The sequence below is a fragment of the Marinobacter halodurans genome, assembly GCF_004327985.1.
Classification (GTDB): Bacteria; Pseudomonadota; Gammaproteobacteria; order Pseudomonadales; family Oleiphilaceae; genus Marinobacter_A; species Marinobacter_A halodurans.
In genome coordinates this window covers 38,171-60,109 of record NZ_SJDL01000022.1, presented here as the reverse complement: position 1 = coordinate 60,109, position 21,939 = coordinate 38,171, and the positions used below count along the sequence as shown (strand labels likewise).

At 58.7% G+C, this 21,939-nt stretch carries 16 protein-coding genes and 4 tRNA genes; 15 read left to right on the top strand and 5 right to left on the bottom strand.

All coding sequences use genetic code 11. From position 1 onward, the window contains the following. Window positions 1–325: 325 nt before the first annotated feature. Window positions 326–934 carry a MiaE family protein gene (locus tag EZI54_RS14120; RefSeq protein ID WP_131482527.1) on the top strand — a complete coding sequence of 203 codons (609 nt, stop codon included), beginning with the start codon at window positions 326–328 and terminating at the stop codon, window positions 932–934. 4 nt (window positions 935–938) lie between these two features. On the opposite strand, the gene EZI54_RS14115 is transcribed toward EZI54_RS14120, so the two are convergent. After that, complete coding sequence (locus EZI54_RS14115) at window positions 939–2,471, bottom strand: sigma 54-interacting transcriptional regulator (protein WP_131482526.1); 1,533 nt, start codon at window positions 2,469–2,471, stop codon at window positions 939–941. A 215-nt stretch (window positions 2,472–2,686) separates the two neighbouring features. On the opposite strand from EZI54_RS14115, the gene EZI54_RS14110 reads away from it, so the two are divergent. The 4 genes from EZI54_RS14110 to EZI54_RS14100 are packed head-to-tail and all read left to right on the top strand — an operon-like array spanning window position 2,687 to window position 8,380. Further along, complete coding sequence (locus EZI54_RS14110) at window positions 2,687–3,664, top strand: diguanylate cyclase domain-containing protein (protein WP_131482525.1); 978 nt, start codon at window positions 2,687–2,689, stop codon at window positions 3,662–3,664. A 23-nt stretch (window positions 3,665–3,687) separates the two neighbouring features. Next, window positions 3,688–5,766: a TonB-dependent receptor plug domain-containing protein gene (locus EZI54_RS14105; RefSeq protein ID WP_165495756.1), complete on the top strand. Its 2,079-nt coding sequence runs from the start codon at window positions 3,688–3,690 to the stop codon at window positions 5,764–5,766. A gap of 27 nt (window positions 5,767–5,793) precedes the next feature. Further along, window positions 5,794–6,390, top strand: coding sequence for a YfiR family protein (locus EZI54_RS24445; protein WP_165495755.1), 597 nt, complete (start codon window positions 5,794–5,796; stop codon window positions 6,388–6,390). After that, complete coding sequence (locus tag EZI54_RS14100; RefSeq protein ID WP_165495754.1) at window positions 6,329–8,380, top strand: response regulator; 2,052 nt, start codon at window positions 6,329–6,331, stop codon at window positions 8,378–8,380. Before EZI54_RS24445 ends, EZI54_RS14100 begins: the two co-directional genes overlap by 62 nt. Window positions 8,381–8,744: 364 nt before the next feature. Here EZI54_RS14100 and EZI54_RS14095 read toward each other — a convergent pair whose 3' ends face one another. Next, a complete protein-coding gene (locus EZI54_RS14095) occupies window positions 8,745–9,632 on the bottom strand; it encodes a LysR substrate-binding domain-containing protein (protein WP_131482522.1) in 888 nt (295 codons plus the stop codon). Between the two features lie 131 nt (window positions 9,633–9,763). On the opposite strand from EZI54_RS14095, the gene EZI54_RS14090 reads away from it, so the two are divergent. Continuing rightward, complete coding sequence (locus tag EZI54_RS14090; RefSeq protein WP_131482521.1) at window positions 9,764–10,534, top strand: ferredoxin--NADP reductase; 771 nt, start codon at window positions 9,764–9,766, stop codon at window positions 10,532–10,534. 77 nt (window positions 10,535–10,611) lie between these two features. Here EZI54_RS14090 and EZI54_RS14085 read toward each other — a convergent pair whose 3' ends face one another. Both EZI54_RS14085 and EZI54_RS14080 read right to left on the bottom strand, forming a co-directional pair. Next, on the bottom strand, window positions 10,612–11,340 hold the full coding sequence (locus EZI54_RS14085; RefSeq protein ID WP_131482520.1) for a UDP-2,3-diacylglucosamine diphosphatase: 729 nt from the start codon (window positions 11,338–11,340) through the stop codon (window positions 10,612–10,614). After that, entirely contained in the window at window positions 11,337–11,846 is a 510-nt protein-coding gene (locus EZI54_RS14080; protein ID WP_131482519.1) for a peptidylprolyl isomerase, read from the bottom strand. The genes EZI54_RS14085 and EZI54_RS14080 overlap by 4 nt, the downstream gene beginning before the upstream one ends. A 182-nt stretch (window positions 11,847–12,028) precedes the next feature. On the opposite strand from EZI54_RS14080, the gene EZI54_RS14075 reads away from it, so the two are divergent. The 3 genes from EZI54_RS14075 to EZI54_RS14065 all read left to right on the top strand — a co-directional run bounded on the left by EZI54_RS14075 (window position 12,029) and on the right by EZI54_RS14065 (window position 17,462). Further along, window positions 12,029–13,705, top strand: coding sequence for a glutamine--tRNA ligase/YqeY domain fusion protein (locus tag EZI54_RS14075; RefSeq protein ID WP_131482518.1), 1,677 nt, complete (start codon window positions 12,029–12,031; stop codon window positions 13,703–13,705). Between the two features lie 41 nt (window positions 13,706–13,746). After that, entirely contained in the window at window positions 13,747–15,129 is a 1,383-nt protein-coding gene (cysS, locus tag EZI54_RS14070; protein WP_131482517.1) for a cysteine--tRNA ligase, read from the top strand. Between the two features lie 152 nt (window positions 15,130–15,281). Continuing rightward, entirely contained in the window at window positions 15,282–17,462 is a 2,181-nt protein-coding gene (locus tag EZI54_RS14065; protein ID WP_131482516.1) for a malate synthase G, read from the top strand. A gap of 90 nt (window positions 17,463–17,552) precedes the next feature. Here the strand turns inward: EZI54_RS14065 and folD are convergent, their stop codons facing one another. After that, entirely contained in the window at window positions 17,553–18,413 is an 861-nt protein-coding gene (gene folD / locus EZI54_RS14060) for a bifunctional methylenetetrahydrofolate dehydrogenase/methenyltetrahydrofolate cyclohydrolase FolD (RefSeq protein ID WP_131482515.1), read from the bottom strand. Window positions 18,414–18,714: 301 nt separating this feature from the next. On the opposite strand from folD, the gene EZI54_RS14055 reads away from it, so the two are divergent. The 6 genes from EZI54_RS14055 (at window position 18,715) to clpP (ending at window position 21,760) form a co-directional block, all read left to right on the top strand. Further along, window positions 18,715–18,791: transfer RNA gene (locus EZI54_RS14055), tRNA-Pro, on the top strand. A 40-nt stretch (window positions 18,792–18,831) separates the two neighbouring features. Further along, window positions 18,832–18,908: transfer RNA gene (locus EZI54_RS14050), tRNA-Arg, on the top strand. 121 nt (window positions 18,909–19,029) lie between these two features. After that, a tRNA-His gene (locus tag EZI54_RS14045) sits at window positions 19,030–19,105 on the top strand. A 74-nt stretch (window positions 19,106–19,179) separates the two neighbouring features. Further along, window positions 19,180–19,264, top strand: a tRNA-Leu gene (locus EZI54_RS14040). Between the two features lie 222 nt (window positions 19,265–19,486). Next, window positions 19,487–20,800: a trigger factor gene (gene tig / locus EZI54_RS14035; RefSeq protein WP_131482514.1), complete on the top strand. Its 1,314-nt coding sequence runs from the start codon at window positions 19,487–19,489 to the stop codon at window positions 20,798–20,800. Between the two features lie 324 nt (window positions 20,801–21,124). Continuing rightward, a complete protein-coding gene (gene clpP, locus EZI54_RS14030) occupies window positions 21,125–21,760 on the top strand; it encodes an ATP-dependent Clp endopeptidase proteolytic subunit ClpP (RefSeq protein ID WP_131482513.1) in 636 nt (211 codons plus the stop codon). Window positions 21,761–21,939: the final 179 nt, after the last annotated feature.

Sequence of the window (21,939 nt, the reverse complement as noted above, 5' to 3'; positions counted from 1 at the left end):
ATGAGGGCGGGGAAGGGCAAGTTACTTATTCAGTGGCTCCTGTTGAAGTAGCAGGGAGTTATTGGTAACCCGGGAATCGTCGTTGGTTCCCTGGCTGTGTCCCGTCCGGCTAATTCACTCGTTCAAGGGCGTGCCGATCATGGAGCCAGGGCGGCCCGCGAGAGGCGACGGATGAATGAACTAGCCCGACAGGACTCCGGTTACAGGCCCGAGATTCTAGCGGAAATCACTGACAAAGTTAAGTTGGACTCTTGTCGTTACCTTTGTCTTGGGTTGCCGACGGCTTGTGTATAATGCGCCGCGAACACAGCCAAACGACGGAATCATGCAAGCCGCCCTGGACGATATTCACCACTTTCTCCCTTGCCGGACCCCTGACGCGTGGATCAGGAATGCGCTGGAAAATCAGGAGCTCCTGCTCATTGATCACGCGCATTGCGAAAAGAAGGCCGCATCGACGGCGCTCAGCCTGATGTACCGCTACGTGGACAACCCCGACCTGCTGCACAGGATGTCGCGGCTGGCGCGGGAAGAGTTGCGTCACTTCGAGCAGGTGCTCTCGATCATGAAAAAGCGGGACGTGACCTATGGCCACCTGACGCCGGCACGCTACGCGGCCGAACTGCGCCGGGAAGTGCGCGCCGAGGATCCGGGACGGCTGGTGGACGTCCTGATCGTGGGCGCCATTATCGAGGCCCGTTCCTGTGAACGCTTTGCCTCGTTGGCACCGCACCTGGACGACACGCTGGCGGATTTTTACACCAGTCTGCTCAAGTCCGAGGCCCGGCATTACCGGGATTACCTGGTCTTGGCGGAGAAGGCGGCAGGCGAGCCCATTAAGGACCGCACCGCAACGTTCCTGGCTATCGAAAAAAGGTTGATCGAGATGCCGGACACCGAGTTCCGTTTTCACAGCGGACCTGTTGCTGATTGAGCGGTCAGCCTGGCAGGGAGTAGTACGCCCAGCGTCGCTCGCCGTGCTTTTCGAGATGCCCCTCGCGCAATAGTTTTTTGAGCAGGTAAGACGCTCGGCTGTGGGATACGCCGAGAACCTCCTGGGCCTTGGCGTTGTTGATCCGGCCCTGCTCGGCCGTATAGTCGAGCAGTTGCTGTTCATCATCGATGGCGGTCGTTACCGCCGGTGGTGGTTCCGAAGACAGGGGCCCGGTAGCGGATTGGTGAATGAAATGCAGCTGGGCTGGCGTGATTGGTTCACCGCGGCCGCTGATCAGGGCGTACTCGATCAGGTTTCTGAGTTCGCGGATATTGCCCGGAAAGTCGTATCCCAGCAGGACTTGCATGGCCTCTTCCGTCATTTCTGTCTTTTCCCGCCCCATCTGCTTGCCGAGCATGGTCAGGAAGTGCTGGACGAGCAATGGGATGTCTTCGCGACGAAGGCGTAGAGGGGGCAACTGAATAATGTAACCGGCCAGTCGGTAATACAGGTCCTGGCGAAATTCCTGGCTCTGGACTTTGCTTTGCAAGGCAATGTTGGTGGCCGTCACGATGCGCACATCCACTTTTTGAGGCCGTGTGCCGCCCACGGGTGTGAGCTCGCCATTTTCCAGCACCCGCAGCAGTTTGGCCTGCTGGGCCAGAGGCATGTCGCCGATCTCATCGAGGAACAAGGTGCCGCCGTTAGCCTGCATGAAAACGCCCGGACGATCGTGGGTGGCGCCGGTGAAGGAGCCTTTAACATGGCCAAAAAGTTCGGCATCGGCCAGATCGGGGGGGATGGCGGCGCAGTTCACCGCAATGAAGGGTTTGTCGCTACGCTGGCTGCCAAAGTGAATGGCCCGTGAGACCAGTTCCTTGCCGGTACCACTCTCCCCAAGAACAAGGACCGGGGTCTTGTCGACCTGCTGCAGGTTACGGATTTCCCTCAGTACCGCCCGGGTGGCCTCACCGTTGCCGATGAAGGCGTCGATGCCCCACTTGCTGGCTTCCTGACGGGTGACGGCGGAAAGCTGTTCACCCATCTGGTGAAGCGCTGACTCGGCCTCCTTTCGTTTCCCCATCTGTTCCTTTAACTCCGCATTGAGTGCCAGCAGGTCGCGATTCTTCTGTTTGAGCTCCAGCTGTTGCTGGCGAAGCGTCAAGTGAGTATGAATCCGCGCCAGCAGCTCTTCCCGTTGCAGGGGCTTGGTGACGTAATCCACGGCTCCGGCCTCAAAGCCCTTGACCTTGCTTTCCGTGTCGTCCAGCGCACTCGTGAAGATGATCGGGATGTTTCGAGTCCCGTGGTGAGCCTTCAATCTGCGGCAGACTTCAAAGCCATCCATTCCCGGCATCATGACATCCAGCAGGATAAGGCTGGGTTTGCGCTTCTTCGCCAGTTGCAACGCTTCATTGCCATTGATGCTGACGGCAAGATCCAGACCGGAGTCCTGGAGGTAGTCCACCATGACATCGAGGTTGGCAGGTTGATCGTCGACCAGCAGCAATAAGGGGGTATCCGTTTGGGAGGTCATGGTGGATGCCACAAGTGAGTGGGGGAACGTGGAGATATATAAGCAAATTATAAGCGCTTATAGGCGATCGTGCCTTGAAAATGTGTGTAAGGCGTACTTATATCATCGTAACTCATTGTCCATGAGGGTTTAACCAATATTGGCGATATTCTTGCTTGGGTCCTTGTGATTTTGAGCAACGACGTCTGTGTTGCCGGAGGCAGAATCTGTAGGGAATGAGCACATTGAGAGAAGAATTGGTGGAACCCGTATCCTCACAAACCGTCCTGCTGGTGGATGATGTACCGGCAAATCTGGATGTGCTGCTTGAGCACTTGCAGAGTGGCGGTATACGCCTGCTCGCGGCAACCTCGGGGCGGGAAGCTCTTGTTCTGGCGCAGAAAAATCCGCCAGACCTGATCCTGCTGGATGTCATGATGCCGGGAATGGACGGCTATGAGGTGCTGAAACGGCTGAAAGACGATATCGCCACACGTGACATTCCTGTAATCTTCGTCACCGCCATGTCGGATTCGGTGGACGAGGCCAAGGGATTGGCGCTGGGCGCGGTGGATTACATCGCCAAACCTTTCGTGGTGCCGGTGTTGAAGGCTCGGGTGAAAAATCACCTGGAGCTCAAGCGCAAGTCCGACCTGCTGGCGAAGCTGGCCTTGCTGGATGGACTGACCGGCATCGCCAACCGCCGCCAGTTGGAGTTGACGCTGGAGTTGGAGTGGGCCAGGTGCCTGCGCAATGGTTGTCCGCTGTCCGTGATCATGATCGATGTTGATCATTTCAAAGCCTATAACGATCACCTTGGTCATGGTCAGGGCGACGAGTGCCTGCGTGCGGTGGCCAAGGCGCTCCATGGTGCCACCCGTCGAGCCGGTGACCTGTTGGCGCGATACGGTGGTGAGGAGTTTGTGGTGGTCCTGCCGAGTTCGTCCACCGAGGATGCCCTGCAAACTGCCGAAGCCTTGCGACGGTGTGTCCTGAGGCAACGGCTGTCCCACCCGAATTCCCCAGTCAGTCACCTGGTGACCATTAGTCTCGGCATTGCCTCGGCCGTGCCCAGTAAAACCCGGATCGCAAGCCATATGATGGAAGTGGCCGATGCCGCCCTGTATCAGGCCAAGAAGGCCGGTCGAAATTGTGTACGAAGAGCTGGTGAGGAATTGGAGGACGCCGGATCGAATGGCTCTGGCCTCCGTTGATTGGACTGGAAATGATGACGTTAATGACTGATAGAAAGCAGTTCAGGACATTGCCTTTGGCACGGTTGGCCATGATGCTGATCGTTGTAGCAGCACAGCCCGCCCAGGCTGATGAAGAGGCTGAGATCGCGGCGCTCAACGCCATGCTGGAAGCGGAGACCGACGTTGCGACAAGCAATCGCATGAACGCCGACTTTGTGCCGGGGATGGTGTCGGTCATGTATGGCGAGGAGCTGAAACGACTCGGTGCCCGAAACGCGGCAGAGGCTCTGGACAGAGTGGCCGGCATCTACGTAACCGAGGGCAACCGTGGTAACTATCGGGTCCAGGTTCGCGGCGTGGGGGCAACACTGTCGGGCTCGAATATCAAGATTCTGCTCAATGGCCTGCCGATGAACAGCGCGGCCAATGGTGCCGCGGACGCCGTCTTGCGTATTCCCATCGAGCAGATCCAGCGGGTGGAGGTCATTCGCGGACCGGGCTCCGCTCTCTATGGTGAATACGCGATGACGGGGGTGGTAAACATCATTACCCGTACCGGCGATAACGCTGTGGGTGTTCGGGGTGGGAGCCATGGCTACCTCCAGGGCGATGCCATGACGTCCGGTATCAGCGAGTCCGGGCTATCCTGGAAGGCCAACGTCTCCACCTGGGGGCGCGACGAAACCGGTCGTCAGTCCAACCCGGATAATTTTGCGCGGAGGGGCAATGGGAATTCACCAGGCTCTGTCGACGACGACTTCGATGGCAATCTGCTGTTGGCCGGACTGGGATACCAGGGATATCAGTTGTCGGCCCAGTTTCTCGATGTCAGGCGGGGGGACTATTTCGGACGTAATGCCCTCGCCGATTGGGATACTGAGCGTAGCAAGGAACAGTTGGTCGGGTTGGCGCTCGACAAAAACTGGAAGATGAGTGAGACGGTCACCTCTGAATTGACGATCAGCGGCCTGCAAACCGACTTCAATGACTCGGCAACACTGACCATCCCGAAGGGCGTGGATCCGCCTGGACCGCGACCACCGGTCACGAGGGATGTCTATCGGCAGCACAGTAATACCAGTAGACAATACCGGGCGGACCTGAAATTCAACTTTGAGCTGGGACGCAGACACCATCTGCTCTGGGGGCTTGGGTATGCTGACTTGGACGTTGTCGAGTCCGGCAGCACGTTTATCGAGCCCGGTGTGTCCGTGAATCAGGCGACGGCCACTCAAGTGCTCGTATTGGAAGGATCCCATCGCAGGATTGCCAGTAGCTATCTCCAGGACCAATGGCGGGTGATCGATTCCCTTGAAGTCACCCTGGGCGCCCGCTACGACCACTACGACGACTGGGGGGAGAACTGGTCGCCGCGGCTGGCTGCGGTGTGGCAGCCTTTCGATGCCCATATCTTCAAGTTCCAGTATGCAGAGTCCTTCCGTCCGCCCACATTGGAGGAATCCTATCCCGGGCCGGATCTTTTCGGCGGAACCACAACGACGTCCGACGTGACGGCGGAAGAACTGCGGTCCATGGAGCTGGCCTATATATATCGTCATTCCGGCCGGGTTCTTCGGGCGACGTTGTTCAAGACCCATATTGGTAATCTGATCGAGTTTTTTCAGAATCCGGGCGATCCTCCGATTTTCCGCAACCACGGTGAAATTCATTCCTGGGGCGGCGAGTTGGAATGGGAGGAATACCTGGGCCGCAAATGGAAGTTGATGTCCAACCTGTCCTACGTCGAAGCAAGAGATACCGTTACCGATGAGCCTCTGGTGGGGGTGGTCCACTGGCTGGCGAATGCCATGCTCTCCTGGGATGTCAATTCTGCGGTTAACCTGTCCGGTCGTGTCCGCTATGTTGGTGAACAGCAGGGCTGGAGTGATCGGGTCAGGGCCGGGCAGGCGGACAGTTTCGATCCTTACACCACCCTGGACGCCGTGGTGAGTTGGGAGCATCCCATGGGCCTCCGCGGTTTGGAGCTCCGGGCGGGGGCCAATAACCTGCTGGGTGAAAGCTACGACATTTTGCCCAATCCAGCCCAATACCCAACCGGCCTTACGGATGAGGGGCGGACCCTCTGGGTGTCCGCCGCCTATCAGTTTGGCGCACACTGACCATGCACTAGCCGTATGGTAGCCAGCATGCGAAAGCGCGGGATCGGCAAACAGCGATATGTGCTAAGGGTGGCCTGCCGGTTTTGCCTGTTGCTGTTGTTGATATTTGCCAATGCCCATGCGCTGGTGGCAGACACCTACAGTGACCGGCGTGTCTCCGTTGGGCTGAACCTGTTTGGCGCTTTGTTGGTGGCGGATCGGGAGGCGGACAAAAAGGCGAACGAAGACGGCGAATTGCCCATCTATGTGCTCTACGCCGACGACCGCCTGGAGGCGGAAGGTTACGCTCAAACGCTGCAGAAAAAGCTGGCATCCATTCGAGATCACCGCACCCGGGTGGAGAGTGTTTCCTACAATGCCTATCTCGCCGGAGAAACCGACCCGCCGCTGGGTATCTTTATCTCCCAGCGCCTGACGGATAGCGAATTGGAACAACTGATCCGTTCGTCCATTGACGGGGGCGTGATTCTTTTCTCTCCCTTCGAGGGCGATGTGGAGAAAGGGGTGCTGGGAGGTTTGTCCGTACAGGCATCGGTACGGCCCTACATCAATCAGAAAGCGCTTGAACAGACCGGGCTTGCGATCAAGTCATTCTATCTGCGAGTGGCGAGGATCTATGAATAACACCCTCTATCGCCACCGGATGGCGCCGGTCATTGGAATCTCTGCGGTCTTTCTGGCGGTCATGCTGACGTTTCTCTGGTCGGTAGGTCGTTACTGGTCAGGCGTCTTGCAGCCCCGCTTGGCTCAGGCGGCGCAAACCCATGCGGAAGTGCTGGCGAATGCCCAGGCCACGCCGTTGGCAGATATTCTTGAGCGTACCAAAGGTGCGGTGCAGAGGAGAGCGCTGGACACCAAGTTGCAGGAACTGCTTCTGATTGTTGATCCGGCGGTGAAGGAGCCCTTGTTCAAAGATGTCGATTTGACGTTCGACTACGATCTGCTCGAAAGGCCTAGCGGCAGCCTGGATATCTCCACCGGTGAGCGGGATTGCAAAACCTGTTACAAGGTGGAGGTTCCGCTTATCGACGACAGGAGCAACGTGTTTGGTATTGCCACCTTCTGGGTGACCGATGCCTACTACCGGCATTTGGCCAGCAACATGAAGCATCGGCTCTACACCGAAATGAGCGTGGCGCTGGTGGTGTTTATTGGCGTCTGGGTCATTGTGTTGGTGCTGTACTTCCGGTTGCAGAGAGCCAAGGAGCTGGTTGAAGTGTCGGATCGGGCAAAGACCCGGTTCCTGGCCAACGTCAGTCACGAACTGCGCACACCGCTGAATGCAATACTCGGCTACACCCAGTTGTTCAAACGCAATCAGGAACTGATGAGGGGCTACGGCCAGGGTATCAGTACCATTGACCGCAGCGCCGAGCACCTGTTGCTGATGATCAACGATATCCTGGACTTTTCACGTGTCGAATCCGATAAGGTGCAACTGATCGAAAGGGAGGTCTCCCTGGAGGAGTTTCTGGGGACGCTGGTGGAAATGACGTTGATTCGCGCCCGTCTCAAGGATATCGGCTTCCATCATGAATTCCAGGAAAACCTCCCCCAGGTCGTTAACTGCGATGATAAGCGGTTGCGACAGGTCCTGTTGAACCTGCTCAATAATGCTGTGAAGTTTACCCGCAAGGGTGGGGTCACATTCAGGGTCTTCCGGCTTACACAGCAGGCGGAATTGGGGAGCTCGAGGGTTCGATTCGAGATCGCCGATACCGGCCCGGGTATTCCCGGCAACAAGCTGGGAGAGATCTTTCTTCCTTTCCATCAACTTGAAAGCTCCGAGGCCAGTGCCGAGGGGTCGGGGCTCGGCTTGGCGATCAGCAGCAACCTGCTCGGCCTGATGGGGGCGAAGCTGCGGGTTGAAAGCAGGGTGGGTGAGGGTAGCCGCTTCTGGTTCGATCTGACTTTGCCGGTTGTGATTGAGGCTTCGGAGCAGGAGTTGCCGGCCAAAGGGAATGTGATCGGTTATGACGGGCCTGAATTGCACATCCTGTCAGTGGACGACAATGCCCTCAATCGTGATGTGATTCACCAGCGATTGGCGGGTTTCGGCTTCCGGGTCAGTGATGCCGACGGCGGGGCCCGGGCGCTGGAGGTGCTGGCGAGTGACACCGTAGACCTCGTGCTTCTGGATCTATTGATGCCCGAACAGGATGGCTATGAGGTACTTGCGGCCATCCGCCAACGCTATTCCGATGCCGAGCTTCCGGTTATCGCCATGACGGCCTCGGCACAACCGGAAGCTGTGGAAAGGGGTCATGCCTCGGGCTTCCGTGACATATTGTTCAAACCGATCGCCGAAGAGGCGCTTCTCACTGCCTTGGCTGAAACACTGCCGGTTATCTGGCGGTACGAGGGGGAACAGGCAGCCGCTGACCTTGCATCGTCAGGGCCGGTGACGACATCGCTGGTTCTCCCTGAAAGGGAGATCATGCAATCCCTGAAGGATTGTGCCCGACAGCATGATGTCCTGGGTTTGCGCAAGCAGTTGGAAGCGATCAAGCCTGAGCCCGGAATGACGGTGTTCGTCGACAAGGTTCAGTCCATGGTTCGCGCCTACCAGTTCGGGCCGTTGGTGGAATGGCTGGAAAGTTTCGAAAGGGACTGACCATTCCGAATCGTCGTTCTTCTGGCGCAGCCTGTTCTTTTTCTTTAGGCGCCCCGGGTCACGCATTCTATAAAGTCTAAAGGCGAGTTCTGCTTATAGAATTTGAAATGTCTTGAGACGGGGCGCTTGTAAAATATTTATCACATTGAAAAGTGACAGTGCCCTTTCATTGTATATATGAACACGTCTACCAGGCCGTCGTCATGCCCGGTGTCTGAGCCCTCGCCCAGTCAACCACCCGGCGCTGACTGTCGGGGGCGTTATCCAGCGCCCTGCCGACAGCGAGGGTGGTAGGGTATCCGAAGATGCCGTCCCGAATGACGCCGGCGGCCGGGAGCGGCGGGCTGAGCTCTCGGCAATCGCCTCATGAATCCAGCTCACGACACAGGCTCATCCAGCGATCGATTCCCGCGCTTCGATACTTCTGCTTGTGCAGGATAAAGTAGAACTGGCGGTCAAAATTACGGTATTCCGGCACGGTCAGTGGCACCAGGCTGCCCCGCCGGAAGGCATCCGCCAGGCAAACCTGAGACAGGCAGCCAATACCGAGATTGGCCTCCACCGCCCGCTTGATCGCTTCGGTGTGCTCCAGTTCCAGCAGGATGTTTAGGTCTGGCAGGATGCCGTGCATGCCGCGCTCGAAGGTCTGTCGGGTACCGGAGCCGAGTTCCCGCATAACCCAGGTGGCCTGGACCAGATCGTCGTCCGTTAGTGTCGCCCGGTCGGCGAGCGGGTGTTCCGGCGAACAGAACACCACCAGTTCGTCAGCGCGCCAGGGAATGACTTCCAGGTCGTCCGACTGCAGTTCCCCCTCGATTAGCCCGATATCCAGCTCGAAATCCTTCACGCGGCGGGCGACGGTGCTGGTGTTGGCGACTTCCAGCGACACCTTGGCGTGGGGCTGGGCGCGCATGTAACGGGCCATGACGCCGACGGCCAGGTAGTTGCCGATGGTCAGTGTGGCGCCGACCTTCAGGGCGCCGACTTCGGTGTGCTGATCCAGCGCCAGTTCCAGTTCACGGCCGCGGGCCAGCAATGCCTCGACCTGAGGCCGGAACAGTCTTCCCAACTCGTTCAGTTGTAAGCGTTTTCCGATACGATCGAACAGCTGGATATCGAACTGGGATTCCAGCTCCTTGAGTGCACTACTGGCTGCGGACTGCGACATGGCCAGTGATTCCGCGGCCCGCGTGATGTTCTGGGTGTTGGCAGCCGCCAGAAAAATTTCCAGTTGGCGGAAGGTGTATCTCATTATCGGTATTTCCGAATAAGGTTATGAAAATATCCCATTTTGTCGATAGGTTACTCCTGCGGTAAGCTGTGCTCAACTTTCAGGCGTACAAACGCCCAACACAGATACAGCTGCTTCAGGAATAGATCGTTATGAGCAATATGAATCGCGAAACTGTCACCAGCGTTCGCCACTGGAACGACACGCTGTTCAGCTTTACGACCAGCCGGGACCCCGGTTTCCGCTTCAAGAACGGTCATTTCATCATGATTGGTCTGGAGCAGGAGGGTAAGCCCCTGATGCGCGCCTACAGCATCGCCAGCGCCAACTATGAAGAGGAACTGGAGTTCTTCTCCATCAAGGTGCCGGACGGCCCGCTGACCTCCAAGTTGCAGAAAATCCAGGTGGGTGACGAGATCCTGGTGAGCCGCAAGCCGACGGGCACGCTGGTGGTCGACCACCTGCTGCCGGGTCGCAACCTGTACCTGATCAGCACCGGTACCGGTTTGGCGCCGTTCCTGAGCATCATCAAGGATCCGGAAGTCTACGAGCGTTTCGACAAGGTGATCCTGACTCACGGCGTGCGTTACAAGTCTGAGCTGGCCTACCAGGACGAAATCAGCGGTCTCCCGGAGAACGAGTACTTCGGTGAGATGGTACAGGGCAAACTGCTGTACTATCCGACCGTGACCCGTGAGGAATTCCGCAACCAGGGTCGTCTCACCGATCTGATGGAAAGCGGCAAGCTGATGGACGACCTGGGTCTGCCGGCGTTCAACAAGGAAGACGACCGCTTCATGATCTGTGGCAGCCCGAGCATGCTCAAGGATACCTGCGCCATCCTCGACGCCCAGGGCTTTGAGGAAGCACGTCACGGCGATCTGGGTCATTACGTGATCGAACGCGCCTTCGTGGAGCGTTAATGCGCCGATGACTCGAGTCAGGCTCAATAAAAAAGGGACCTTCGCGGTCCCTTTTTTGTGCCTGCTTGAGGGTGAGGTCAGCGGAAGGCTTCCTTCTTGAGTTCCGGCGCCTGTTCCGGGCCCACTTCAATCCACCAGACATGGGTATCCCAGTCGCCCAACACAAAACGCTGGGCCGGTTCGCCGTTCGCTTCCAGGTCATGGACGGCCGGGCGGTGAGTATGTCCGTGGATCAGGCGCTGCACGCCATGCTCCTCCATCACCCGGACCACTTCATCCTTCGTCACATCCATGATGTCTTCTTGCTTGCCCTGGTTTTTCGCCATGCTCATCTCCCGCAGTTGCCGGGCCACCAGTTGGCGGTCGGCGAGGGGGCGTTTGAGGAACATGGCCTGCCATTGCGGATTGCGCATGTTGGCTCGGAACTTCTGGTACTCCACGTCGGCGGTACACAGGCTGTCACCGTGCATGAGCAGGGTGGGGGTGCCGTATAGATCGACGACAGTGGGATCGTCCAGCAGGGTGCCGCCAACCCGGTCGCAGTAGTCCTCGCCAATCAGGAAGTCCCTGTTGCCGTGCATCAGGTACAGCGTGACACCGGCGTCTGTCAGTGACTTCAGGGCGGTCGCGATTTCATCCTGCAGCGGAGTATGCTCGTCATCGCCGATCCAGGCCTCGAAGAAATCGCCCAGGATGTACAGGGCTTCGGTGTGGGCTGCCTTGTCCTTCAGGAAGTGGAGGAAGGCGTCGGTGATGTCCCGACGCGACTCCTCGAGATGCAGATCCGAAATAAAGAACGTGGTCACGCCGCGCCTCCATCCTCCAGCACTTCGGCAGACTCGATCACCACGTCCTCGGCCGGCACGTCCTGGTGACCCTGGCGCATGGTCGTGCGCACACCACGAATGCTGTTGACCGTATCCATGCCTTCAACGACCTTGCCGAACACGCAATAGCCCCAGCCTTCGGCTGTTTCAGACGTGTGGTCGAGGAAGCCATTGTTCTCCACGTTGATGAAGAACTGGGCGGTCGCTGAGTGCGGGTCCATGGTCCGCGCCATGGCGACGGCGCCGATCATGTTGCTCAGGCCGTTGTTGGCCTCGTTCCGGATCGGTTCACGGGTCTTGCGGGGGACCATGCCCGGTTCGAAGCCGCCGCCCTGAACCATGAAGTTGCTGATGACACGGTGAAAGATCAGGCCGTCGTAGAAGCCGTCGCGCACGTACTGTTCAAAGTTGGCGGCGGTTTTCGGGGCCTTGTCGTGGTCCAGTTCGATCTTGATATCACCGTGGTTGGTTTTCAGCAGAATCATCGGGGGTTCCTGTGTTGGTCTCGCGTTAAAACATTCATTTCCGGGCACGCTGCTCCCCGGAAACCGGATCGTCAAAAAAAGTTAAGGTAAATTGTACGCGCTCGCGCCGCCGGATGCATGAGATACGGCCTCATCTATGCGTATAATAGCGGTTTTCCATCGACCACCAATTCAGAGTATCTATGAGCGCAGAATCCCGAAAAGCCAATAACTTTATCCAGAACCTGATCGAGGAAAGCATTGCCAGCGGTCAGCATCAGGGCAAGGTGGTAACCCGGTTCCCGCCGGAGCCCAATGGATATCTGCACATCGGCCACGCCAAGTCCATTTGCCTCAATTTCGGCATTGCCGAAACGTTCGACGGCGACTGTACCCTGCGCTTCGACGATACCAACCCGGAAAAGGAATCCCAGGAATACATCGACGCGATTACCCGGGACGTGAGCTGGCTGGGTTGCGAATGGGCCGGGGAGGTTCGCTATGCCTCCGACTACTTCGACGCCATCCACGACTTCGCGGTGGAGCTGATCGAGAAAGGGCTGGCCTATGTCTGCGCCCTGACGGCGGACGAGATGGCCGAGTATCGCGGGACGCTGACCGAGCCGGGCCGTAACAGCCCGTATCGCGACCGTCCGGTGGAGGAGAACCTGCGTCTGTTCCGCGAGATGCGTGAAGGCAAGCACGACGGCGGCTCGCTGGTACTGCGCGCCAAAATCGATATGGCGTCGCCGAACATCAACCTGCGTGATCCGATCCTCTACCGCATTCGCTTTGCGTCGCACCACCAGACCGGTGACAAGTGGTGCATCTATCCGATGTACGACTTCACCCATCCGATTTCCGACGCGATGGAAGGGGTGACCCACTCACTGTGTACGCTGGAATTTGAGGACCATCGCCCGCTGTACGACTGGGTGATCGATAATATTTCTGCGCCGTGCAAGCCGCGTCAGATCGAGTTTGCCCGACTGAACCTCAACTACACGATCACCAGCAAGCGCAAACTCAAGCGCCTGGTGGACGAAGGCTTTGTGGAATCCTGGGACGACCCGCGCATGCCGACCATTTCCGGTATGCGTCGTCGCGGCTACACCCCCCGGTCCCTGCGCAATTTCTGCGACATGATCGGTGTGAACAAAGCCGGCGGCATCGTGGACATGGGCATGCTGGAGCACGCCATCCGCGAAGACCTGAACGCCCGCGCCCCGCGAGCCATGTGCGTGATGCGCCCGCTCAAGGTGACACTGACCAACTACCCGGAAGGCCAGTCCGAAACCCTGACCCTGCCGGTGCATCCGCAGGATCCGGACATGGGCACCCGTGAGGCACCGTGGACGCGTACCCTTTACATCGACCGCGAGGATTTCGCCGAGGAGCCGCCGCGCAAGTGGAAGCGGTTGGCGCCGGATCAGGCGGTCCGCCTACGCGGCGGTTATGTGATGACCTGTCGCGAGATCGTCCGTGACGACAGTGGCGAGATCGTTGAGCTGCGCTGCGAATACGACCCGGCCACATTGGGCGTGAACCCGGACGGCTATAAGCCCAACGGCGTGATCCACTGGGTCTCCGCCGAAGAAAGCATCGAGGCGGATGTCTATCTGTACGATCGTCTGTTCAACCACGAGGCGCCGGACAGTGACAAAGACGTGGATTTCGTGACGCACATCAATAACGAGAACCTGGTCGTCAAGGAAAACGTGCGCGTTGAAAAGAGCCTGGCGGAACCGCGTAGCGATATTCCCTACCAGTTCGAGCGTGAAGGGTATTTCTTCCTGGACGGGCAGCGTTCCCGTGACGGGCGTCCGGCATTCAACCGGACCGTGACCCTGCGTGATTCCTGGGCGAAAGCCAACAAGTAAACCGTGATCGTACTGAACCCACTTTTTTGGACCCGAATACCGTGATTCAACTCTACAACACCCTGACGCAGAAAAAGGAACCCCTGAAGACGCTGGAGCCGGGCAAGGTTCGCATGTACGTCTGTGGCATGACGGTTTACGACTTCTGCCATCTGGGGCACGCCCGGGTGCTGGTGGCGTTCGACGTGATCACCCGGTATCTGCGCCACAGCGGTTACGACGTCACCTACGTGCGCAACATCACCGATGTGGATGACAAGATCCTGCGGCGGGCGGATGAGAACGGTGAGGCGTTCACGGCGCTGACCGAGCGCATGATCGATGCCATGCACGAGGACGAGCGGGCGCTGGGCGTGATCGCGCCTGACCGGGAACCGCGGGCCACGGGCCATATGGATGACATGCTGCGGATGATCCGGACCCTGATCGAGAAGGGCTTTGCCTATGCGGCGGACAATGGTGATGTGTACTTCGCGGTTGAGCAGTTCAACGGTTACGGCAAGCTGTCCAAGAAGAAGCTGGATGACCTGATTGCCGGTGCCCGTGTGGATGTGTCCGAGGTCAAGCGTAGCCCGGCGGACTTCGCGCTGTGGAAGGCGGCCAAACCCGGCGAGGTGAGCTGGCCGTCGCCCTGGGGTGACGGTCGGCCCGGTTGGCATATCGAATGCTCGGCCATGTCGACCTGCTGCCTGGGTAACACTTTCGACATCCACGGTGGCGGACCGGACCTGTTGTTCCCGCATCATGAGAACGAGATCGCCCAGTCCGAAGCGGCCACCGGCCAGCCGTTCGTGAACTATTGGATGCATGCCGGCGCGGTCCGGGTGAACAAGGAGAAGATGTCCAAGTCTTTGGGCAACTTCTTCACCATTCGTGAGATCCTGGAGAAGTATCCGGCGGAAGTGGTGCGCTACTTCCTGGTGTCCAGTCACTATCGCAGTCAGGTGGACTATTCCGAAGAAAACCTGGCGGAAGCCTCCAACGCGCTGACGCGGCTCTATCATGCCTTGCGCGGTGTCGCTCCGGCGGCGGACGTGCCGCAAACGGATTACGATGCCCGCTTCCAGGCCGCCATGGATGACGACTTCAATACGGCAGGTGCCAACACGGTCCTGCACGCGCTGGCCTCCGAGATCAACCGTCTGCGGCGCGATGGCGAAGAGCAGGAAGCGGCACGGCTGGCCGCCGTGTTGGTGCGTCTGGGTGGCGTGCTGGGGCTGTTGCAGCAGGATCCGGAAGTCTATTTCCAGGCGGGTCCCGGTGACGGACCGAGTGCGGAGGAGATTGAGCAGCAGATCGCGGCGCGCACCGAAGCCCGCCGCAACCGGGATTTCGCCGAGGCCGATCGGATTCGGGATGCCCTGGCGGAGCAGGGCGTCATCCTCGACGATTCGCGTGAAGGGACGAGTTGGCGACGGGCATGAATTTGTCCGTATTATCCCTTACACTAGCGCGCTCAAAGATAACGGGTGGCCGGACAGGGCGTCGGCCATCATCAGGAAAGTAGGGTGGGCAAAGCGGCCTCAAAGAAGCCGCGCTCATACCCCGGCACACAGAAACCATTGAGGCGATAACGATGACAGAACGCGTCCAAGTCGGCGGCCTGCAGGTCGCGAAAGTCTTGTATGACTTTGTGAACAATGAAGCGATTCCCGGTACCGGCATCGATGCTGACAAATTCTGGTCTGAATTTGACTCCATCATTCACGAGCTGGCGCCGCGCAACAAGGCGCTGCTGGCCAAGCGTGACGATATCCAGGCGAAAATGGATACCTGGTATACCGAGCGCAAGGGGCGGCCGATCAACATGGACGAGTACAAGTCGTTCCTGAAGGAGATCGGTTACCTGGTCGACGAGCCGGCGGACTTCAGTATCACCACCTCCAGCGTCGATCCGGAAATCGCCACCATGGCCGGCCCGCAGTTGGTCGTTCCGGTGATGAACGCACGCTTCGCCCTGAACGCGGCCAATGCCCGCTGGGGTAGCCTGTACGACGCGCTGTACGGCACCGACGTGCTGCCGGAAGATGACGGCGCTGAGAAAGGTCGTGGTTACAACCCGATCCGCGGCGCCAAAGTCATCGAGTATGCCCGCAACATGCTGGACAGCTCCGCGCCGCTGGCAAGCGGCAGCCACAAGGACGCTGCCAGGTACAGCGTTGAGGGCGGCAAGCTGGTGGTCAAGCTGCAGAACGGCGAGACCACCGGTCTGAAGGATGAATCCGGTTTTGTCGGCTACACCGGCGCGGCCGGCGAGCCCACCGGCATCCTGCTGGTCAGGAACGGCATGCACTTCGAAATCCAGATCGATGCCTCCCATCCGATCGGCAAGGACGACGGTGCTCACGTCAAGGACGTGCTGGTCGAGTCCGCGCTGACCACCATCATGGACTGCGAAGACTCCGTTGCCGCCGTCGACGCGGATGACAAGACCGTGGTCTATCGCAACTGGCTGGGCCTGATGAAGGGCGACCTGGAGGAGACCTTCGAGAAGGGTGGTCAGCAGATCACCCGTAAGATGCACGGCGACCGGGCCTATACGGCGGCCGACGGCTCCGAGCTGACCCTGAAGGGGCGCAGCCTGATGTTCGTGCGGAACGTGGGTCACCTGATGACCATCAACGCCATCCTGGACAAGGACGGGAATGACATCCCGGAAGGTCTGATGGACGGCCTGATCACATCGCTGATCGCCATCCATGACCTGAAGAACGAAGGTCCGATCCAGAACTCCACCACCGGCAGCGTCTACATCGTCAAACCGAAGATGCACGGCCCGGAAGAGGTGGCGTTCACCAATGAATTCTTTGGCCGCGTCGAAGACGCCCTGGGTCTGCCGCGCTTTACACTGAAAGTCGGCATCATGGACGAAGAGCGTCGCACGACCGTCAACCTGAAGTCCTGCATCGAAGCCGCCAAAGAGCGCTGCGTGTTCATCAACACCGGTTTCCTGGATCGCACCGGTGACGAAATCCACACCTCCATGGAAGCGGGCCCGGTTATCCGCAAGGGTGACATCAAGGGCGCGGCCTGGATCCAGGCCTATGAGCAATGGAACGTGGACGTGGGTCTGGAAGCGGGCCTGAAAGGCGTTGCCCAGATCGGCAAGGGCATGTGGGCCATGCCGGACATGATGGCCGCCATGATGGAGGCCAAGATCGGCCACCCGAAGGCCGGCGCCAACACCGCCTGGGTTCCGTCACCGACGGCCGCAACGCTGCACGCGCTGCATTACCACCAGGTCAATGTGGCCGACGTCCAGGCCCAGTTGGCCAAGCGTGAGCGGGCGAAGCTGGAAGACATCCTGACCATCCCGCTGCTGAAAGACCCGAAATCCCTGTCGGCCGACGACATCCAGAAGGAGCTGGACAACAACGCTCAGGGTATCCTGGGTTACGTGGTTCGCTGGATCGATCAGGGGGTGGGTTGCTCCAAGGTGCCGGACATCAACGATGTCGGCCTGATGGAAGACCGCGCGACGCTGCGCATTTCCTCACAGCACATCTGCAACTGGCTGTATCACGGTATCTGCACCGAAGAGCAGGTGATGGAAACCATGAAGCGCATGGCCGCCGTGGTTGATCGCCAGAATGCGGGCGATCCGTCCTACCGCAACATGGCGCCGGACTTCGACGACAGCGTGGCCTTCCAGGCGGCTGTCGACTTGGTCCTGAAGGGCCGTGAACAGCCGAACGGCTACACCGAGCCGCTTCTGCATGCTTACCGTCTGAAGGCGAAAGCCAAGTACGGTCAGTAAGCGACAGGCCGCAAAAAAACCCGCGTCTTGCGGGGTTTTTTGTGGCTGCCCGATAGCGGGCCGTCGGCCCGCCGAGGCGATGTGGTGGGCCTACTGGTCCTGGTGCAGTTCGTTGGCCGCATAGAGCGTGTTCTGGAGCAGGGTAGCGATGGTCATCGGACCGACGCCGCCGGGAACCGGCGTAATATAGGCGGCACGTTCTGCGGCTTTATCGAACTCCACGTCACCGATCAGTTTGCCGTCCTCGGTGCGGTTGATGCCGACATCGATTACCGTGGCGCCGGGTTTGATCCAGTCGCCCTTGATCAGGCCGGGCTTGCCTGCGGCGGCAATCAGGATGTCCGCCTCAGAAACGAAGCGGGCGAGGTTTTCCGTAAAGCGGTGGGCGATGGTTATGGTGGCGCCGCGCAGGAGCAATTCCATCGCCATGGGGCGGCCGACGATGTTGGATGCGCCGACGATGACCGCGTGCTGACCTTTATAGGGTGTTCCGATGGAATCCAGCAGGGTGATGATTCCGGCCGGCGTGCACGGACGCAGCTCCGGCCGGCGTTGAGCCAGGCGGCCGACGTTATAGGGGTGAAAACCGTCCACATCCTTGTCCGGGCGAATCTTCAGCAGGATCGGATCTGCATCCAGGGGTTCCGGCAACGGCAGTTGGACCAGGATGCCGTCGATGGCCGGATTTTCGTTCAGTTCGTCGACCAGTGTCTCCAGCGCTTCCTGGCTGGTATCCGCCGGCAGGTCGTAGGACAGGGATACGATACCGACCTTCCCGCAGGCCTTGCGCTTGTTGCCAACGTACACCTGGGAAGCTGGGTCTTCGCCGACCAGGACGACGGCCAGCCCCGGTGCTCTCAGGCCTTGCTCAATGCGGGTTTGAACGCCCAGGGCGACTTCTTCACGAACCTGGGCGGCGATTTTCTTTCCATCAATCAGTTCTGCTGTCATTGCGTGTACAATCTGGTTTGTAGGCAGGGCCTTGAAGCCTGCCAGAGCGAGTGATCACGGGATGGCGCCGCAGTCGGATCAGTCTGCGGGAGCAGGCCGACGCTTTCCGGCTAGCGGTGTGCATCCAACCGCTGTACGCCATCCGGGAAAAGAGGGCGCCATTGTCTCATGGTTACGGCTTACGGCCAACGCGGCGGGAAAGATTGGCCACTTATCCGAAATCCGTGTTGACGGGCCCCGGAACCGCCGGTATCATTCGCGCCAACTTTGCTGAGGCATCTGTTGTTCAGGTCGTCAGGAACGGGGTATAGCGCAGTCTGGTAGCGCGCCTGCTTTGGGAGCAGGATGTCGGGAGTTCGAATCTCTCTACCCCGACCACTCCGCTAAAACCTGGTCATTCAGGTGGGCGAAAGGTCAAGCGCCCGTAGCTCAGCTGGATAGAGCAACGGCCTTCTAAGCCGTGGGTCGTAGGTTCGAGTCCTACCGGGCGCGCCATTAACCCGGCGGGTGAGGGCTCCAAGGAGCACGAACCAAGCCCCGAGGCAAAGTTGGGAATAGGCGCCAGCTTATTCCGGTAGGATATACGAACCGTAGATTGGGTTCGAGTGACAATGTGGTGGACGTAGCTCAGTTGGTAGAGCTCAGGATTGTGACTCCTGCGGTCGAGGGTTCGAACCCCTTCGTCCACCCCACTTTTCCCGGATGTTTGATTCCCCGCTGACCGGATTCTAAGCTGGCATTCTGGTGCTGTTACGGTTATCGAGTGGCGAGAGTGGCGGAACTGGTAGACGCGCTGGATTTAGGTTCCAGTGGGGCAACCCGTGAGAGTTCGAGTCTCTCCTCTCGCACCATCCCTTCCTTGTAGATGTCGATCCCACGACCCATCGTCGGTCAGTCTGTTCACGAAAGTGCAAAGTCCGCGCGCCAGGCGTTCTCTCGGCGACCAAAAGCATGATAAAATGGCTGTTTAGTTTTCGCAGGCCTGAGCGGAATGATCTGCGTCCGTTCTGGATTTCGCGTCCGACTCAACCTGTGTCCATTTACTTATTGAACCGGTAATTCGAGGAACTTCCATGCAAGTGTCTGTAGAAACGACGTCCAACATCGAGCGTCGAATGACGATTGGTGTGCCCGCTCAGGAAATTGATCAGGCTGTTCAGAAGCGTCTGCAGGAAACCGCACGCACCGTTCGCCTGAACGGTTTTCGCCCGGGCAAGGTGCCGCTGAGCGTCGTCAAGCGTCGTTTTGGAGCGGGTGTTCGCCAGGAAGTGGTCAGCGAAGTCATGCGTGACAGCTACGTCAAGGCGCTGGAAGAGAAAGACGTGTCTCCGGCCGGCTGGCCGCGTTTCGAGCCGAAAGTCATGGAAGAAGGCAAAGACCTCGAGTTCGTGGCGATTTTCGAAGTACTGCCGGAAATCGAACTGGCGGACCTGAGCAAGGTTGAGGTCGAGAAGCCCAAGGCCGAAGTGGGCGAGAAAGACGTCGATCAGATGATCGATACCCTGCGCCGTCAGCAGGCGGACATGAAGTCCGTCAAGCGCAAGTCCAAGAAGAAAGACGTTGTGACCATTGACTTCAAGGGCTACGTCGACGGCGAAGCCTTCGACGGCGGCTCTGCCGAAGGCCACAAGCTGACTCTGGGTTCCGGTCAGATGATCCCGGGCTTTGAAGAAGGCATCATCGGCGGCAAGGCCGGTGAAGAGCTGGAAATCGAAGTGACCTTCCCTGAGGATTACCAGAACGAAGAGCTGGCCGGCAAACCGGCCAAGTTCGAGATCACGATCCACACCGTAGAAGAGCCGATCCTGCCGGAACTGAACCAGGAATTCTTTGAGAAATTCGGCGTCGATGCCGAAGACGAGGAAGGCTTCCGCGCGGACGTGAAGAAGAACATGGAGCGTGAGCTGAGGCAGGCCGTCTCCAACAAGGTCAAGAACGACGTCGTTGAAGGTCTGGTCGAAGGCAATGACTTCGAAATTCCCCAGGCGTTGATCGACCAGGAAATCGACCGTCTGCGTCAGGACGCCGTCCAGCGCTTTGGCGGCCAGATGCAGATGGATCCGCAGCAGCTGCCGGCTGAACTGTTTACGGATCAGGCCAAGCGCCGCGTCAAGACCGGCCTGTTGTTCCAGGAACTGATTCGTCAGAACGACATCAAAGCGGATGCCGACAAGGTCGACGAAAAGATCCAGGAAATCGCATCGACTTACGAATCACCGGAAGAGGTGATCGCGCACTACAACAGCAACCCACAGCAAAAGGCCCAGATCGAGTCCGTGGTGCTGGAAGAGGCTGTTGTTGACCATGTGCTGTCACAAGCCAAGGTCAAAGAGAAGAAGATGAAGTACGAAGAAGCCGTTGCCGCTGGTCAGCCGCAGCAGGGCTAACGCTTCGTTTCAAAAATGGACCGTTTCGGGGCGGACATCGCGCTCCGAAATGGTTACGCTGGAAATCGATGAGCAGCTTCGGGCCACTTCTGGCACCAGGCGGTGTTTCGGAGTTGTTCAAAGGTTTCCTGGAATACGGAACAGCCGGAATGTCCGGCTGTTTTTGTCTGGGGCGATGACATGTCGCGGTTATCGGGCAGCGTCGTCCCGGATCTTCGAGAGGCATGCTGAGGCCAAATCAAGGCGCGCTCAGTTGACTTCCGGTAGGGTGGTCCCCATATCATCCGCTGGATCGTTCATTTAGCTAAGGAGTTCAGGCACATCATGACGCAACAACCGTACGACGGCCCGACCATGGTGACCAATTCCGGTCTTGTCCCGATTGTCATCGAGCAGACAGCGCGAGGCGAGCGCTCTTTCGACATCTATTCCCGGCTGCTCAAGGAGCGTGTCATCTTCATGGTGGGTCCGGTCGAGGATCACATGGCGAACCTGATCGTCGCGCAACTGCTGTTCCTGGAATCCGAGAACCCCGATAAGGACGTACACCTCTATATCAACAGTCCGGGTGGCTCCGTGACGGCCGGCATGTCCATTTACGACACCATGCAGTTCATCAAGCCGGATGTGGCTACTCTCTGCGTCGGTCAGGCTGCTAGCATGGGTGCCTTCCTGCTGGCCGGCGGCGCTGCAGGCAAACGGGCCTGTCTGCCGAATTCCCGGGTCATGATTCACCAGCCGCTGGGTGGCTACCAGGGGCAGGCCACGGACATCGAAATCCACACCCGTGAGATCCTCAAGATCCGTGAAACCCTGAACCGTTTGCTGGCCCACCACACCGGTCAGGACCTGGAGACCATCGCCCGCGATACGGACCGTGATAACTTCATGGATCCGCAGCAGGCTAAAGACTATGGTCTGATCGACTCCGTACTTGATAAACGCGTGTCGAATAAATAATACTGATTTGGCGGCCTGAATCCCGGAGCCTGGGCGGTAATCGCCGCAGGGACGGGCCGGCAGGCGCCGGTCAGATGCAATCCGAAATCGACTACCGTGATCGCATGACGTCTCGCGGGCGTATATCGGCAACTGGAATGCTGTATTTCCGGCCGACAGTGAACACGAAAGCCAAGACA

Bases quoted from the DNA above. Each gene is read 5' to 3' on its own strand.
- EZI54_RS14120 (WP_131482527.1), top strand. From the start codon at position 326: ATGCAAGCCGCCCTGGACGATATTCACCACTTTCTCCCTTGCCGGACC.
- EZI54_RS14115 (WP_131482526.1), bottom strand. From the start codon at position 2,471: ATGACCTCCCAAACGGATACCCCCTTATTGCTGCTGGTCGACGATCAA.
- EZI54_RS14110 (WP_131482525.1), top strand. From the start codon at position 2,687: ATGAGCACATTGAGAGAAGAATTGGTGGAACCCGTATCCTCACAAACC.
- EZI54_RS14105 (WP_165495756.1), top strand. From the start codon at position 3,688: ATGACTGATAGAAAGCAGTTCAGGACATTGCCTTTGGCACGGTTGGCC.
- EZI54_RS24445 (WP_165495755.1), top strand. From the start codon at position 5,794: ATGCGAAAGCGCGGGATCGGCAAACAGCGATATGTGCTAAGGGTGGCC.
- EZI54_RS14095 (WP_131482522.1), bottom strand. From the start codon at position 9,632: ATGAGATACACCTTCCGCCAACTGGAAATTTTTCTGGCGGCTGCCAAC.
- EZI54_RS14090 (WP_131482521.1), top strand. From the start codon at position 9,764: ATGAGCAATATGAATCGCGAAACTGTCACCAGCGTTCGCCACTGGAAC.
- EZI54_RS14080 (WP_131482519.1), bottom strand. From the start codon at position 11,846: ATGATTCTGCTGAAAACCAACCACGGTGATATCAAGATCGAACTGGAC.
- EZI54_RS14075 (WP_131482518.1), top strand. From the start codon at position 12,029: ATGAGCGCAGAATCCCGAAAAGCCAATAACTTTATCCAGAACCTGATC.
- EZI54_RS14065 (WP_131482516.1), top strand. From the start codon at position 15,282: ATGACAGAACGCGTCCAAGTCGGCGGCCTGCAGGTCGCGAAAGTCTTG.
- folD (WP_131482515.1), bottom strand. From the start codon at position 18,413: ATGACAGCAGAACTGATTGATGGAAAGAAAATCGCCGCCCAGGTTCGT.
- tig (WP_131482514.1), top strand. From the start codon at position 19,487: ATGCAAGTGTCTGTAGAAACGACGTCCAACATCGAGCGTCGAATGACG.
- clpP (WP_131482513.1), top strand. From the start codon at position 21,125: ATGACGCAACAACCGTACGACGGCCCGACCATGGTGACCAATTCCGGT.